Source organism: Mesorhizobium sp. WSM4828 (assembly GCF_055811175.1).
This window is the reverse complement of record NZ_JBVVQK010000003.1, coordinates 198,051-212,936: the sequence shown is the minus strand read 5'-3', so window position 1 is coordinate 212,936 and position 14,886 is coordinate 198,051. Positions and strand designations below refer to the sequence as shown.

At 63.1% G+C, this 14,886-nt stretch carries 9 protein-coding genes and 1 pseudogene; 5 read left to right on the top strand and 5 right to left on the bottom strand.

Going from position 1 to position 14,886, the window contains the following annotated elements; genetic code table 11:
* Positions 1 to 40 precede the first annotated feature (40 nt).
* Positions 41 to 1,657 carry a bifunctional phosphoribosylaminoimidazolecarboxamide formyltransferase/IMP cyclohydrolase gene (purH, locus tag AC0L2X_RS05745; protein ID WP_473599386.1) on the top strand — a complete coding sequence of 539 codons (1,617 nt, stop codon included), beginning with the start codon at positions 41 to 43 and terminating at the stop codon, positions 1,655 to 1,657.
* A 39-nt stretch (positions 1,658 to 1,696) separates the two neighbouring features.
* Here the strand turns inward: purH and AC0L2X_RS05740 are convergent, their stop codons facing one another.
* Together AC0L2X_RS05740 and AC0L2X_RS05735 are read right to left on the bottom strand one after the other, a co-directional pair.
* Entirely contained in the window at positions 1,697 to 3,073 is a 1,377-nt protein-coding gene (locus AC0L2X_RS05740; protein WP_352489159.1) for an MFS transporter, read from the bottom strand.
* A 189-nt stretch (positions 3,074 to 3,262) separates the two neighbouring features.
* Positions 3,263 to 8,083: an NAD-glutamate dehydrogenase gene (locus AC0L2X_RS05735; RefSeq protein ID WP_473599385.1), complete on the bottom strand. Its 4,821-nt coding sequence runs from the start codon at positions 8,081 to 8,083 to the stop codon at positions 3,263 to 3,265.
* A 132-nt stretch (positions 8,084 to 8,215) separates the two neighbouring features.
* On the opposite strand from AC0L2X_RS05735, the pseudogene AC0L2X_RS05730 reads away from it, so the two are divergent.
* A pseudogene (locus AC0L2X_RS05730) lies at positions 8,216 to 8,774 on the top strand (peroxidase-related enzyme).
* Between the two features lie 137 nt (positions 8,775 to 8,911).
* A complete protein-coding gene (locus AC0L2X_RS05725; protein WP_352489156.1) occupies positions 8,912 to 9,235 on the top strand; it encodes a YciI family protein in 324 nt (107 codons plus the stop codon).
* A gap of 9 nt (positions 9,236 to 9,244) precedes the next feature.
* On the opposite strand, the gene AC0L2X_RS05720 is transcribed toward AC0L2X_RS05725, so the two are convergent.
* Positions 9,245 to 9,859, bottom strand: a complete 615-nt coding sequence (locus AC0L2X_RS05720; RefSeq protein WP_473558361.1) for a LysE family translocator — start codon at positions 9,857 to 9,859, stop codon at positions 9,245 to 9,247.
* A 393-nt stretch (positions 9,860 to 10,252) separates the two neighbouring features.
* Here AC0L2X_RS05720 and AC0L2X_RS05715 point away from each other — a divergent pair, with 393 nt between their 5' ends.
* Positions 10,253 to 10,879, top strand: coding sequence for a DUF1062 domain-containing protein (locus AC0L2X_RS05715; RefSeq protein WP_473599384.1), 627 nt, complete (start codon positions 10,253 to 10,255; stop codon positions 10,877 to 10,879).
* A gap of 57 nt (positions 10,880 to 10,936) precedes the next feature.
* Here the strand turns inward: AC0L2X_RS05715 and typA are convergent, their stop codons facing one another.
* A complete protein-coding gene (typA, locus tag AC0L2X_RS05710) occupies positions 10,937 to 12,766 on the bottom strand; it encodes a translational GTPase TypA (RefSeq protein WP_473558356.1) in 1,830 nt (609 codons plus the stop codon).
* 198 nt (positions 12,767 to 12,964) lie between these two features.
* Between typA and AC0L2X_RS05705 the strand changes: the two genes are divergently transcribed.
* The gene (locus AC0L2X_RS05705; RefSeq protein ID WP_352489153.1) at positions 12,965 to 13,246 is read left to right on the top strand and encodes a hypothetical protein; all 282 of its coding nucleotides are present in this window, start codon (positions 12,965 to 12,967) and stop codon (positions 13,244 to 13,246) included.
* A gap of 45 nt (positions 13,247 to 13,291) precedes the next feature.
* Here AC0L2X_RS05705 and AC0L2X_RS05700 read toward each other — a convergent pair whose 3' ends face one another.
* A complete protein-coding gene (locus AC0L2X_RS05700; RefSeq protein WP_473599383.1) occupies positions 13,292 to 14,866 on the bottom strand; it encodes an alkaline phosphatase D family protein in 1,575 nt (524 codons plus the stop codon).
* Positions 14,867 to 14,886: the final 20 nt, after the last annotated feature.

Genomic DNA, 14,886 nt, shown 5'->3' with positions numbered 1-14,886 from the left:
GCGGACGCTCTCCAACCAGAACTGGAAAGGCCGCCAGCCCATGGCCGTCGCCGCCAAGAATATTCCCGCGCCCGACCTTGTTCCCATCCGTCGCGCGCTGCTCTCCGTCTTTGATAAGACCGGCCTGATCGATTTCGCCAGGGCGCTGGCTTCGGCCGGCGTCGAGCTGGTCTCGACCGGCGGCACCGCAAGGGCCCTTGCCGAGGCAGGCATGGCGGTGCGCGACGTGTCCGAGCTCACCGGCTTTCCCGAGATCATGGACGGCCGCGTCAAGACGCTGCACCCGTCGGTGCACGGCGCACTGCTTGGCGTGCGTGACGATCCCGAGCATGCCGCGGCGATGCGCGACCACGGCATCGAGCCGATCGATCTCGTCGTCTCCAATCTTTATCCGTTCGAGGAAGTACGTCGCTCCGGCGCCGACTACGCGGCGATCGTCGAGAACATCGACATCGGCGGCCCGGCGATGATCCGTGCCTCGGCCAAGAACCACGCCTATGTCGGCATCGTCACCGACCCCGATGACTATGCCTCGGTGCTCAACGCGCTGGAGATGAATTTCGGCTCGCTGTCGCTGGATTTCCGCAAAAAGCTGGCCGCCAAGGCTTTCGCTCGCACCGCCACCTACGATGCGGCGATCTCGGGATGGTTCGCCGAGGCGCTTGAGATCGAGCACCCGACATGGCGCGCCTTCGGCGGCAAGCTGCAATCGGTGATGCGCTATGGCGAAAACCCGCATCAGGGCGCCGGCTTCTATGTCAATGGTGACAGGCGGCCGGGCGTCGCCACGGCGCGCCAGCTTCAGGGCAAGCAGCTGTCCTACAACAACATCAACGATACCGACGCCGCCTTCGAGCTGGTCGGGGAGTTCGACCCGGCCCGCTCCGCCGCAATTGCCATCATCAAGCACGCCAATCCGTGCGGCGTCGCCGAAGGCGCTTCTCTGCACGCGGCCTATGCCAGGGCGCTGGCCTGCGACCCGGTCTCGGCCTACGGCGGCATCGTCGCCATGAACCGCATTCTCGATGCCCCAACCGCCGAAGAGATCGTCAAGACTTTTACCGAAGTGATCATCGCACCGGAGGCGTCCGAAGAAGCGGTCCGCATCATTGCCGCCAAGAAGAATCTACGCCTGCTGGTCACCGGCGGCCTGCCCGACCCGCGCGCGGCGGGCCTTGGCTTGAAATCGGTTGCTGGCGGCTTGCTGGTCCAGGGCCGCGACAATGCGGTGGTGGATGACCTCGACCTGAAAGTGGTGACCAGGCGCGCTCCGACGCCGGTCGAATTGGCCGATCTGAAATTCGCCTTTCGCGTGGCAAAGCACGTCAAGTCCAACGCCATCGTCTATGCCAGGGACGGCGCCACAGTCGGCATCGGCGCCGGCCAGATGAGCCGGGTCGATTCCTCGCGCATCGCCGCGCGCAAGGCGCTCGACGCGGCCGAGGCCGCCGGTCTGACGGAGCCTTTGACCAAGGGATCGGTCGTCGCCTCCGATGCCTTCTTCCCGTTCGCGGATGGGCTTTTGTCGGCAATCGAAGCCGGCGCCACCGCCGTCATCCAACCCGGCGGCTCGATGCGCGACGACGATGTCATCGCCGCCGCCGACGCTCACGGCATTGCCATGGTCTTCACCGGAGTGCGGCACTTCCGGCATTGAACTCCCTCCCTTCCCCTTGTGGGAGAGGGGAAGAGCAGCTCACTCCGCCGGCCGATCCGCCGGATAGGGCGTGCCTATCAGGATCGCCATGCCGGCGCCAAGGAACAGCACGATCGCCGCCATGCCGAGCCGCGCCGAGCCGCTGGCCAGGGTGATCGTGGCCACCATGAAGGGTGCGGCAAAACTCGTTGCCCGGCCGGCCAGCGCATAGATGCCGAAATAGCGCCCCGATTCGGCTGCTGTGACGCTGCGCGCCATATAGGAGCGCGACGACGCCTGCACCGGCCCGAAGGCAAGCCCGATCAGCAGGCCGTAGAAAATGTAGGCCTTTTCCGCCGCCGTGCCGAACAATCCGCCGCCGTCCAGTCCGGGCATAACCCAGGCACCGAACAGCGTGTAGCCCGGTCCGGTCGAGACGATGCCGATCGTGGCAATGCTCAGCATGACGAGCGAAATCATCACTATGGTCTTGGAACCCAGTGCTGTGTCCAGGCGTGCGGCAACCAGGCAGCCGACGATGGCAACGACGTTGAGGATGATGCCGAACAGGCCGATCTCGGTAATCGACCAATGGAACATCGCCGCCGCAAACGTTCCGCCCAGCGCCAGCAGCGCGTTGACGCCGTCCTGATAGATCATGCGGGCGACGAGAAAGCGAAAAATGCCGCTGCGCTTGCGCACTTCGGCCAGCGTCGACTTCAGTTCCGACAGGCCCTCGCGTACCGCCGGCCCGATTGGAATGCCTTTGATCGCATCAGGCGTGAAGAAGAACATCGGCAGAATGAACAGGAAATACCAGGCCGCCGACAACGGTCCGGTGGCGCGTGCGTCCTCGCCGAGCCTGGGGTCGAGGCCGAAGATCGGGTCGAGCCCGACGACGGTCTTGCCGGTTTCAGGCGAGCCGGCCATGACGGTAACGACAAAGATCAGTGCGATCATGCCGCCGAGATAGCCGAGCCCCCAGGCCATGTTCGAGATCCTGCCGATGTCGCTCTTCGGCACCAGGCGCGGCATCATCGAATCATTGAACACGGTCGAGAATTCCGCCGCGACCGACGCCAGCGAGAACAACGCCACGACCAGAAAAAGATTAGAGCCGGGCGCGGCGAACCACAGCAGGGTGAGGCAGGTGATCTTGACCGCGGCGAAGAAGGCTATCCACGGTTTGCGTGGTCCGGTCTGATCGGCGATCGACCCGAGCACCGGCGACAAAACGGCAATGACAACGCCGGCGGCGGCAATGCCGTAGCCCCAGGCCGCTTGCCCGGTCTCCGGATTGCTGGCCATGCGCGAGACGAAATAAGGACCGAAGATGAAGGTGGTGACGACCGTGAAAAACGGCTGTGCCGCCCAGTCGAACAGCATCCATCCCCAGATGCCGCGTCCCGATGCCCGCTGCACTGCCATCTCAGCCATGTCCCCTCCGCTGGAGCTTGCTCAATGCCGATCGAATCGGAATGACGCTCCGTCTTCTTGTTGAGCACGATCTTGTCCAAAAGCCGATCGTCACTTTTTGGGATCACGCTCCGGCGCTCCCCAAAGCAGCGCGCCATTTGCTCTATAGCTCAGTCCTTCCCGGCAATCCCGCGCGATGTGGAAGACGTCTCACAGCTGCGTCAGATCACTCATCAGGCCGGACGCCACTGACAGCCTCGACACGGTGATGTCGCCGCCCTCGGTCAGAGCCTGCAGCCGCTCGCGGATGCGTCCGACCCGTTCGCCACCGGCCTCCAGCCATGCTGTCACCGGATCCGCCGCCTCGGCATGACTGGTGAGTGCCGCCACGGCGATGCCGCGCCTGGCCGCGCCGATCGTGTCGGTGGCGCGGGAAAGCGCCAGTTGATCGTAATAATCCGAGGGCATGATCGCGCGCGCCGCATCTTCGACGCGCGGGATGCGGAAGACATCACTGACTGCAAAAAACGCCTTGGCGGCAGCGACGATGCCGGCATTTGCCGTCCGCGCCGTCAGCGCAATGTCGGGGATGAGTTCCGCCACATCGGTCAACGCCAGTTGCTCGGCGAGGCTCTCGGGCGCGCCGCCCTTCGACAGGCTGTGCCGCCGCTCCTCGATCCGCTCGCGCGAGAAGGCCGGCAGCAGCGAAGCGAGCTTCGGCTCCAGCGCCTTGCGCGCATCCTGCAACTCGGCGATCCGCTGCCCGAGCGGTGCGGTGCCGGCATCGTTCTTCAGGTACCAGCCGCTGGTCACATAGATCAGCCGGCTGACCGCCTGATAGAGGTCGAGCTGGATCTGTCCGTCGATCTGGTTGTCGAGCGCGTCGATCTGGCGATAGAGCGCCGGCAGTGCAAAGCCATCCCGCACCACGGCGAAGGTGCGCACGACATCGGCGGCATTGCGCCCGGTCGCCTCCTGCAGCCTGTTGACGAAGGACGGGCCGCCGCGATTGACCAGATCATTGGCGACGACACGGGCGATGATCTCGCGACGCAGGCGATGGCCGTGGATTTCCGCAGCATATTTCTTCGCCATGCGGTCGGGAAAGTAACCCATCAGGTCGCGGTCGAAATGCGGATCGTCCGGCACCTCGCTGGCGACGATATCGGAAAACAGCACGATCTTGGCATAGGCAAGCAACACGCCGAGCTCGGCCCGGGTCAGCGGCTCGCCGCGCGCCTCGCGCTCGGCAAGGGCCGCCGGCGACGGCAGCGTCTCGACGGCACGGTCGAGCAGCCCGCGCGCCTCGAGCGCCTCCATGAAGCGGCTCTGATGGGCAATGTCGGCAAGGCCGCGCTTACGGGCAAGGGACAGCGCCAGCGTCTGCTGGTAATTGTTGGACAGCACCAGGGCGCTGACCTCATCGGTCATCTCGGCCAGTAATTTGTTGCGCGCCGGCCGGGTCAACGATCCCTTGCGCATGGCGGAAGCCAGCGCGATCTTGATGTTGACCTCGACGTCGGAGCAGTTCACGCCGCCCGAATTGTCGATCGCATCTGAGTTGCAGCGGCCGCCATTCAATCCGAATTCGATGCGCGCCCGCTGCGTGACGCCGAGATTGGCGCCCTCGCCGATGACCTTGGCACGCAGCTCCAGCGCGGTGATCCGGATCGCGTCATTGGCACGGTCACCGACGTCCTGGTTGGTCTCGCCCGATGCCCTGACATAGGTGCCGATGCCACCGAACCACAAAAGGTCTGCGGGCGCCTTGAGGATGGCACTCATGATCTCGACCGGTGTGGCCGTTGTCTTGCCGAGGCCGATCGCTGCAGCCGCGGCGGCCGGCAAGGTGATCGACTTCTGGCTGCGCGAGACGATGATGCCGCCTTCGGACAGCTTCGTCTTGTCGTAATCCTGCCAGCTAGAACGGGCGAGAGCGAACATACGCCGGCGCTCGGCCATCGAAGCCGCCATGTCGGGATCGGGATCGATGAAGATGTCGCGATGATCGAAGGCGGCGATCAGCCGGGTCTGCTCCGACAGCAGCATGCCGTTGCCGAACACGTCGCCCGACATGTCGCCAACACCGACGACGGTGAACGGCGTGGTTTGGATGTCGCGGTTCATCTCGCGGAAATGCCGCTTGACCGCTTCCCAGGCGCCCTTGGCGGTGATGCCCATCTTCTTGTGGTCGTAGCCGGCCGAACCGCCGCTGGCGAAAGCGTCGTCGAGCCAGAAGCCGTGCCGTTCGCTGATGGCGTTGGCGGTGTCGGAGAAGGTCGCCGTGCCCTTGTCGGCGGCGACGACGAAATACGGATCATCCTGGTCGCGCCGCACCACGCCGGCTGGCGGGATGACGCCGTCCAGCCCGATATTGTCGGTGATCGACAACAGGCTGGAAACATAATTCTTGTAGGCGGCCGTGCCGGCCTCGAAAATGGCGTCGCGCCCGGCGCTCATAGGCAGCTTTTTCGGGTAGAAGCCGCCCTTGGCGCCAACCGGCACGATCACCGCATTCTTGACCTGCTGTGCCTTGACCAGGCCGAGCACCTCGGTGCGATAGTCCTGGGCACGGTCCGACCAGCGCAGGCCGCCGCGCGCGACCGGACCGAAGCGCAGATGCACGCCCTCGACCTCGGAGCCGTAGACGAAGATCTCCCGCCATGGCCGCGGCGCCGGCAGCCCGTCGACCGATTGCGAATCGAGCTTGATCGCCAGTGATTGGCCCTTCTCTTTCGTATCGGTAACGAAATGATTGGTGCGCAACGAGGCTTCGATGAGGTTCAGATAACGGCGGATGATGGTGTCGTCGTCGATGTTGGGAACGTCTTCCAGCGCATCCGTGATCTTGGCCTTCAGATGTTTGGCCTGGCCGACGCCTTCCGTTTCAGCCGTCGGGCCGAGGCGGGCGACGAACAGCGCATGCAGGCCGCGGGCGATCTCGGGATAACGGTTGAGTGCGGCGGCGATAAAATCCTGGCTCTGCGGGATACCGGCCTGCTGCAGATAGCGGCCATAGGCGCGCAGGACGGTGATCTCGCCCGACCACAGGCCGGCGGTCTGGGCAAGGCCGTTATAGCCGTCATTGTCGACATCGCCGCGCCAGACGGAAAGGAACGCATCCTCGAACAGCGCGCCGCCATTGCCGAGGTCGATCGGCCTGCCGTAGCTGTTCTCGAGTTCCATGTCGTGGATGAAGACCATGCCGGGCTGATCACCATTGATCATGCCGGATTGAATGACGCCGACCTCGAAAGTGCGCTCGCTGATGACGCGGAAACCGATGTTTTCCAGCACCGGCACGCGCCGCGACAGCGCCACCGGGCTGCCATGGTGATAGATCTTCAGCGCCGCCTGATGCGGCTTCTGTTCGGCGTGACGGTAATAGTCGATGGCGATCGGATTTGACGCGTCGAGCTTGGCGATGCGCCCGGCGTCGGCCAGCGCCACGGACGGCGGAAAACTGTCGCGATAACTTTCCGAAAAACGCGAGGCAATGGCCGTGAGTCTGGCATCGGCGCCGGTCTCTGTCGCGGTCTCGCGCAGTGCATCGTCCCAGGTCCGTACGATGTCGCGGATCGCCGCCTCGATCGTCGCTTGCTCGACCTTCGGCGTCTTGCCGCCGGAGCGGCCGATGATGAAATGGACGCGCGCCAGCCCGCCTTCCGGGAAGGCCGGATAATAGGCCGACAGCCGGCCTTCGAAGACGGTCTTCAGATAGGTGCCGATCTTCTCGCGCACGACGCTGTCGTAGCGGTCGCGCGGCACGAAGACGAGCACGGAGACGAAGCGGTCGAACTGGTCGACACGCACCAATGCCCTGACGCGCGGCCGCTCGATCAAGCCCAGTATGGCTTCGGCATGCTTGCGCAGGATCGGCACCGGAACCTGGAAAAGCTCGTCGCGCGGATAGCTCTCCAGCACGTTGATCAAAGCTTTGCCGGAATGATCTTCAGGGTTGAAACCGGATTTGGCGATGATGGTTTCGGCTTTCGACCTGAGATAGGGGATCTTCATCACCGAGCGCGTATAGGCGGTCGAGGTGAACAGGCCGACGATGCGCAGCTCGCCCGAAAGCACGCCCTTGGCGGTGTACGTCTTGACGCCGATGTAATCGAGATAGATGCGGCGGTGCACCGATGACTTGGCGTTGGCCTTGGTGACGATCAGCGGTTCCGGCCCATGCAGGAAGGCGCGGATCTCCGGCGTCGTGCTCACCGCCTCGGTGCCGCGCCTGAGCACCAGCACGTCGGGATCGGAAAGGATGCCGAGGCCAGGCTTTTCGGCGCGCTCGAGCATGCCGCTCGTCTCGCCGCCGGTGTAGTTGAATTCGCGCATGCCGAGAAAGGTGAAATTGTCGTCGCGCAGCCATTCGAGGAAGGCGATCGCCTCGGTGACATGGGCCTTGTCGAGCGGCACTGGCGAGTAGCGGAATTCCGAGATCGCCCGGTCGAGGCGGGCGAGCATCGGCTTCCAGTCGGTGACGGCGGCGCGCACCTGGCCGAGCAGCTTGGTCAGGCGTGCGGCCAGGCCTTCGGCCTGCTCGGCCGAAAGGCGGCCGATATGGACGTGGATGACGCTCAGCCGGTCATGGCTGTGGTCGCCCTTGGCATAACCGCCATCGCCGAGGATTTCCTCGACACCGTTCTTGCCGTGCCTGACCACGATGACCGGATGGGTAACCAGCAGCGGCTCGCCGGCGCTTTCGGTAATCTCGCCGAGGACGGAATCGAACAGGAACGGCATGTTGTCGTTGACGACGGTGATCACCGTCATCGGCCGGCCCTGGCGGACGACACCGGAATCGACGTCTATGGCAACGACGCAGTCGTCCTTCTTGTGCCTGGCGACGGCGCGGCCGGCGAGTTCGGCAGCGCGTTCGAGATCGATGACGTCGTAGGCGGCGACATCTTCGGCCGGAGCTCGGGCCAGCAAGTAGTCGGCAAGCCTGCCGGGCTTTTCGCCGCCCGCGGCTTCACCCCTCGTCAAGCCGGCTTTTTTCAACCGGCTCGCTGACTTTACGCTGGCCATGAATCCCTCCCGTCACATGTTTTTTGCGGCTATGCTAACAGATGACCGGTATTTGGCGACAAAGGTTTGACGGCTTGCGACGAAATGTCGGAATTCACCGGCAGCCTGGCGAAAAACGAGGAGAAATCCGCCATGACGGACAAAATCACCGCGCTTGACCTGGCACCGGCGGAGCTGAGCGACGCGACCAAGGCTTATTTCGCCAAATGCCGGGAGAAGCTCGGCCTCGTTCCCAACGTGCTGCTCGCCTATGCCTTCGATGAGAAGAAGCTGCGCGCTTTCACCGACATGTATAATGATTTGATGCTGGGTGAATCCGGCCTGTCGAAACTCGAGCGCGAGATGATCGCGGTGGCCGTCTCGTCGGTCAACCATTGCTATTATTGCCTGGTCGCGCATGGCGCGGCGGTGCGCCAGCGGCGACCCGGCCTTCGGCGAGATGATGGTGATGAATTTTCGCGCCGCCGAGCTGTCGGACAGGCAACGCGCCATGCTCGAATTCGCGGTGAGGCTGACCGAACAGCCGGCAAAGATCGTCGAAGCGGACCGGGCGGCGCTGCGGCAAGTCGGCTTTTCCGACCGCGACATCTGGGACGTCGCCTCGACCGCGGCGTTCTTCAACATGTCGAACCGGCTGGCATCGGCAATCGACATGCGGCCGAACGATGAATACCACGCGATGGCGCGATAGGGCACCGCTGTTGCGAGCCAACCGCACATTATATTAGCTACTTCGCATTCTCGTTGCTTGTTTGCCGGTTTGGTCCGATGATCGGCATGCGGCATGACCGCATGCCGGTTCGATGCCGCCGATCAGAGGAGGAGAACATGGCGAAATTTCTCTACGTCTATCACGGCTCGGGCAAGATGCCGACCGAGGAGGCCGAACGGAAGGCAGCAATGGATGCCTGGAACGGCTGGTACGGCAAGCTTGGCTCAGCCGTGGTCGACGGTGGCAATCCAGTCGGCATGTCGAAGACCGTGCTGCCTGGCGGCAAGGTCGAGAACAATGGCGGCAGCAATCCGACCGCCGGTTACACCATCATCGAAGCAAAAGACATCGACGATGCCGTCGGCAAAGCCAAGGATTGTCCTATCTTGACGGACCCGGGTTTCAGCGTCGAGATTGCGCCGATAATCGAAATGGGTTGACGCGCCGGCTCAGGACCGTGCCGCGATCGCCGCCGCAGCGCCGGCCATAGTGCCGGCGCTGACGCGGTTGGCGATCTTCATCGCCCGCTTGCTCCTCAAGAGCTTGCGCGCCTGCGATGCGGCGAGCACCCATGTCAAATCGATGGCGACCAGGACCACGGCCATGGTCGCCGTCAGCTCGACCCAGCCGACCATGCTGACCGAACCGAGGTCGATGATGGTCGGCAGCAGCGCCAGATAGAACATCATGATCTTGGGGTTGCCGAGCGTCACCGCCATGCCCGCAAAGAACAGCTTGGCGGGCGAATCTTCGCGCGGCAGCGAACCTTCCTTTGCCTCGACCGGTGCCGTCCACATCTTCCAGGCAAGCCAGCCGAGATAGGCGACGCCGACCCACTTCACGACGACAAAGGCGAAGTGAAAGGTCTGCGCCACCACGGCGAGGCCGAACACCGCCAGTGACAGCCAGATCGCTTCGCCGATCCACATGGCAAGCAGGAACGGAAACACGTCGCGAAAGCCCTTTGCGATGACCCGCGCCACAAGAGCGGCGATCGATGGGCCGGGCGAGCCGGCGGCAACAAGCAGGGCGCCGGCAAAAATCAGCAGCGACGTGAAATGCATGACGCGGTCTCGTTTGAAATGTTTGGGTGTTCAACATAACCCAACTGTTCCGGCGACGGTAGCGTCTACCGAATGAAGGCTTGTCGGCCAGGCACCTCACGGCTAGAGATGTCGTCCCGAAATCCTTTCCGAGCTTCACTTTGCCTACGTAACCGCCGGTCTCGTCAACTCCCCCAACACAGAGCAGGGCGTCGCAGTCGCGGTGCCTGTTTTCACATCACGTGTTCCTCAGGGTGGCGGTTCGAGACCGGTTTGGCACTGCTGAACCGCTGTTGCGCATAGCCACCCGCGACACCTGATTTCCAACTGCCGCAGTCTCTCGCCACGCCGTGCCCGCAAGGGTTCTCGATATCGCCGATCTGACGAACTTCCCGACGGGAAGGGCTTTTCGGCATGCCTTCGACACTGCGTATCCGCTGGGCGATCGCGCCCAAAACCGCACCTCGACCTCACCTCAACTGCAATCGCTGCGGCGGCCTGAAAGCCTATCGCTGCAGCGGCAAATTCCGCGTCAATGCCAATGGCAAACGCATTGACGCCTGGTTGATCTACCGCTGCATCGACTGCGACAACTCCTGGAATTTCGGCATTCTGGAGCGCTGCAGCCACCGCGATATCGAACAGGCAATGTTGCAGGCGCTCGAAAGCAACGATCCGGTCCTGGCGCGGCGCCATGCTTTCGATGTTGTCGCACTGCGAAGCAGGATCGGACGCGTCGAGGAGTTTCCTGAAGCCATCGTTCATAAGCAGGTGCTCGGGGACAGGCCGGAAAACACCACCGTTCTCGAACTTCAGCTCTGGCTCGAAATGCCGACAGCGCTGCGGCTCGACCGGTTGCTCGCCAGCGAACTCGGTGTCTCGCGATCGCGGCTTCAGGCCTGGGAAGAGAAGCGATTGCTTGCCGTTGGTCCGGACGGGTCCAAAGCCTTGCGCCGGCCGGCACGAGCGGGAACGTCGATCCGTATCGACCTGTCTGGTGAACCAGACCGGGACGACATTGTCGCGGCTGCCGGCGGATAAGATAAAGGGAGGAAGCACGCACGTGCTCCCTCCCTGATAATGGCGGAGAAACGTGGCTTATGCCGCGCCGACCACTTTCGCTGATTTCTCAAAACGCTTGCGCTCGTTCGGGTCGAGATAGAGCTTGCGCAGGCGGATGGTTTTCGGCGTCACTTCGACCAGCTCGTCGTCCTGGATCCAGGCCAGTGCGCGCTCCAGCGTCATGCGGATCGGCGGCGTCAGCTTCACCGCCTCGTCCTTGCCGGCGGCACGGATGTTGGTCAGCTTCTTGCCCTTGAGCACGTTGACTTCGAGGTCGTTGTCCCTGGAATGGATGCCGATGATCATGCCCTGATAGACCTTGACACCGGGGTCGATGACCATCGGGCCGCGGTCTTCCAGGTTCCACATGGCGTAAGCCACCGATTCACCCTGTTCGTTGGAGATCAGCACGCCGTTGGTACGGCCCGGCAATTCGCCCTTGTAGGGTTCATAGGCATGGAACAGCCGGTTCATCACGGCGGTGCCGCGTGTGTCGGTCAGCAACTCCGACTGGTAGCCGATCAGGCCGCGCGTCGGTGCGTGGAAGACGATGCGCTGGCGATTGCCGCCCGAAGGGCGCAGCTCGACCATCTCGGCCTTGCGCTCCGACATCTTCTGCACGACGACGCCGGCATGCTCCTCGTCGACGTCGATGACGACTTCCTCGACCGGCTCCAGCAATTCGCCGTTCTCGCCCTTCTGCATGACGACGCGCGGCCGCGACACGGCGATCTCAAAACCTTCGCGGCGCATCGTCTCGATCAGCACGGCCAGCTGCAACTCGCCGCGGCCGGAGACGAAGAACGAATCCTTGTCCGGCGATTCCTCGATCTTCAGCGCGACATTGCCTTCGGCCTCGCGCAGCAGGCGGTCGCGGATGACGCGGCTGGTCACCTTGTCGCCCTCGGTGCCGGCCAGCGGGGAATCGTTGACGAGGAACGACATCGTCACGGTCGGCGGATCGATCGGCTGCGCGTGCAGCGGTTCGGTCACCGACAGGTCGCAGAACGTGTCGGCGACGGTGCCCTTCGACAGGCCGGCAATAGCGACGATGTCGCCCGCCTGCGCCTCGTCGATGGGCTGGCGCTCGAGCCCGCGGAAAGCGAGGATTTTCGAGATTCGGCCGGTTTCGACCTGGGTGCCGTCATGGTGCAGGACCTTGACCGCCTGGTTGGATTTCAGCGTGCCGGATTCGATACGGCCGGTGATGATGCGGCCGAGGAACGGATTGGCTTCCAGGATGGTGCCGATCATGCGGAACGGCCCAGGATGAACGGTCGGCGCCGGCACGTGCTTGATGACGAGGTCGAACAGCGGCGCCAGAGCCTGGTCCTTCGGACCTTCGGGGTTTTCCGAGACCCAGCCGTCGCGGCCTGAACCGTAAAGGATAGGGAAGTCGAGCTGCTCGTCGGTGGCGTCAAGTGCTGCAAAGAGGTCGAACACCTCGTTGACCACTTCGACATAGCGGGCATCCGGCCGGTCGATCTTGTTGATGACGACGATCGGCTTCAATCCGACCTTGAGTGCCTTGCCGACCACGAATTTGGTCTGCGGCATCGGCCCCTCGGCGGCGTCGACCAGCACGATGGCCGAATCCACCATCGACAGGATGCGCTCGACCTCGCCGCCGAAGTCGGCATGGCCGGGTGTGTCGACGATGTTGATGCGGGTGTCCTTCCAGTCGACCGAGGTCGCCTTGGCCAGGATGGTGATGCCGCGTTCCTTTTCGAGATCGTTCGAATCCATGGCGCGTTCGGCAACACGCTGGTTGTCGCGGAACGAGCCGGACTGTTTCAGAAGCTGGTCGACGAGGGTGGTTTTTCCATGGTCGACGTGCGCGATGATCGCGATATTGCGGATTTTCATGTTTTGGTCTCGGGAGCGTTGCAGGCAGCAGGCCAAAAGGCGCTGCCTCTTTCGGTTGGGCGGCTCATACAGGGTTTTTCGCAATTGCGAAAGAGGAGGCGAGCCACCAAATAAAGTCACCAAATCTTAAATGTCTTGGTGTGAAGTGGAATTATTAACCAAGGCGGAACCTTTCATGGTCCGGACAGTTCGAATTTCATGATCGAGATAGGCAACAGACTCCGGCCGATTTTGGCATGTAGCGCACTCGCCGTCCTCCTCGCGGCAGGCGCGGCGCAGTCGGCGGCGTCGTTCAAGGAGACGCGGACTGCTTTGCCGTCCGACAAGCGGTCGGCGGAGCAGCTTTTTGCCGATGCTCCCGACGGCGTCGATCCGGTGGTGACTGGGCCGGTCAGCACCGCCTTCAAGCAGCGGCAGCAAAATGCCGGATGCGACAGCGCCGTCTGGCCCAACATTCCCGTCGTCTGCTATCCCGATTGATATACGTCCTACCCTCGGGCTGGCCCGAGGGTAGGACGCAATCACTCACGCCGACCGCACCGGATCGAGCGTGACCTTGTAGAGTTCGCTGTCGTCGCGATCCATCAGCCGCACCGTCAACTGCTCGGTGGCGCCGTCGATGTCGACGAGCCCGAAGAACTGCAGGCCGGCCGACGGCGGCAGGTTTTGACCCTGTTCGGCAGTCGGTGCCTTTATGAACTTCAGCTCCGGGCCGAATGTCATGTCGAAACCATTAGGCCCGAAGGTGCCGGAATGGATCGGACCCGAAACGAATTCCCAAAACGGGTTGAAGTCCTGGAACTGCGCCTTGTCCGGATTGTAGTAATGCGCGGCTGTGTAATGCACGTCTGCGGTGAGCCAGACAGTGTTGCTGATACCAGCGTTCTTTATATAGCGAAGAAGGTCGGCAATTTCCAGCTCACGCCCCTTGGCCGGGCCATTGTCGCCATTGCTGACCGCCTCGGCCCCTACCTTCTTGGTGCCGTCGTTCCAGACGACGAGGCCGAGCGGCATGTCGGCGGCGATGATTTTCCAGGTTGCGTTGGAATTCGCCAGTTCACGCTTCAGCCACTTGATCTGCTGTTCACCGAGGATGCGCGATTGCGGCGTCATCGTCTCCTGCATATCCGGACCGTTGGGGCCGCGGTAGGAACGCATGTCGAGGAAGAACACGTCGAGCAGCGGACCATAGACGATCTTGCGGTAGACGCGGCCGGGCTCCGACGGCTCGTAACGGATCGTCGTCATTTCATGGAAGGCGCGCGCCGCACGTGCCGCCAGCACATGGATCGATTTTTCGGTGTAGCGGTCGTCGGCGCTCAGGTCCTTCGAATCCGACCAGTTGTTCAGCACCTCATGGTCGTCCCACTGATAGAAGGTCGGGCAGATGGCGTTGAGCCCCAGCACGTTCCTGTCCATCAAATTGTACTTCCACTGGCCGCGGTACTCGTCCAGCGTCTCGGCAACCTTGCGCTTCTCGTCGATCAGCACTGTGTTTTTCCATTTGCCGCCACTGGGCAGGTCGACCTCGTCCTTCATCGCGCCATCGGCATAGACCGTGTCGCCCGAATGCAGGAAGAAGTTGGGCGTGTGCTTGGCGATCGTGGCGTAGGTCTTCATGCCGGTCTCGTCGATGCCCCAGCCTTGGCCGGCGGTGTCGCCCGACCAGGCGAAACGAATGTCGCGCTTCGAGGCAGGTGCCGTGCGGAAGCGGCCGACGATCGGCTCGGACACGACATTGATATCGGCAAGATCGGCCGCGACCATGCGGTAGAAAATGTCCTGGTCGGAAGCGAGCTCGGTAAGCAGCCGCTTCACTGTATAATCGCTGGCCGGCGAGGTATCGAGCGGCGCTAAGCGGACGGCATTGGCGAAGCTTTCCGTCGACGACACTTCGAACATGACGCGCGACGGCCGGTCCGTGCGCGTCCAGACCATGCCGCTGGTCGCGTCGACGTCGCCGGACTGGATGCCATGGGTGAAAGCCGGGCGCTGATTGGCGCGCGAGTAATAGGGAAGGGCGAGGCCCGACGCGCCGACCAGGCCAACGGCGCTGGCCGACGTGACGAAAGCGCGCCGCGTCATCGAAATCTTGTTCATGGCTGTCTCCTGGATGGCGT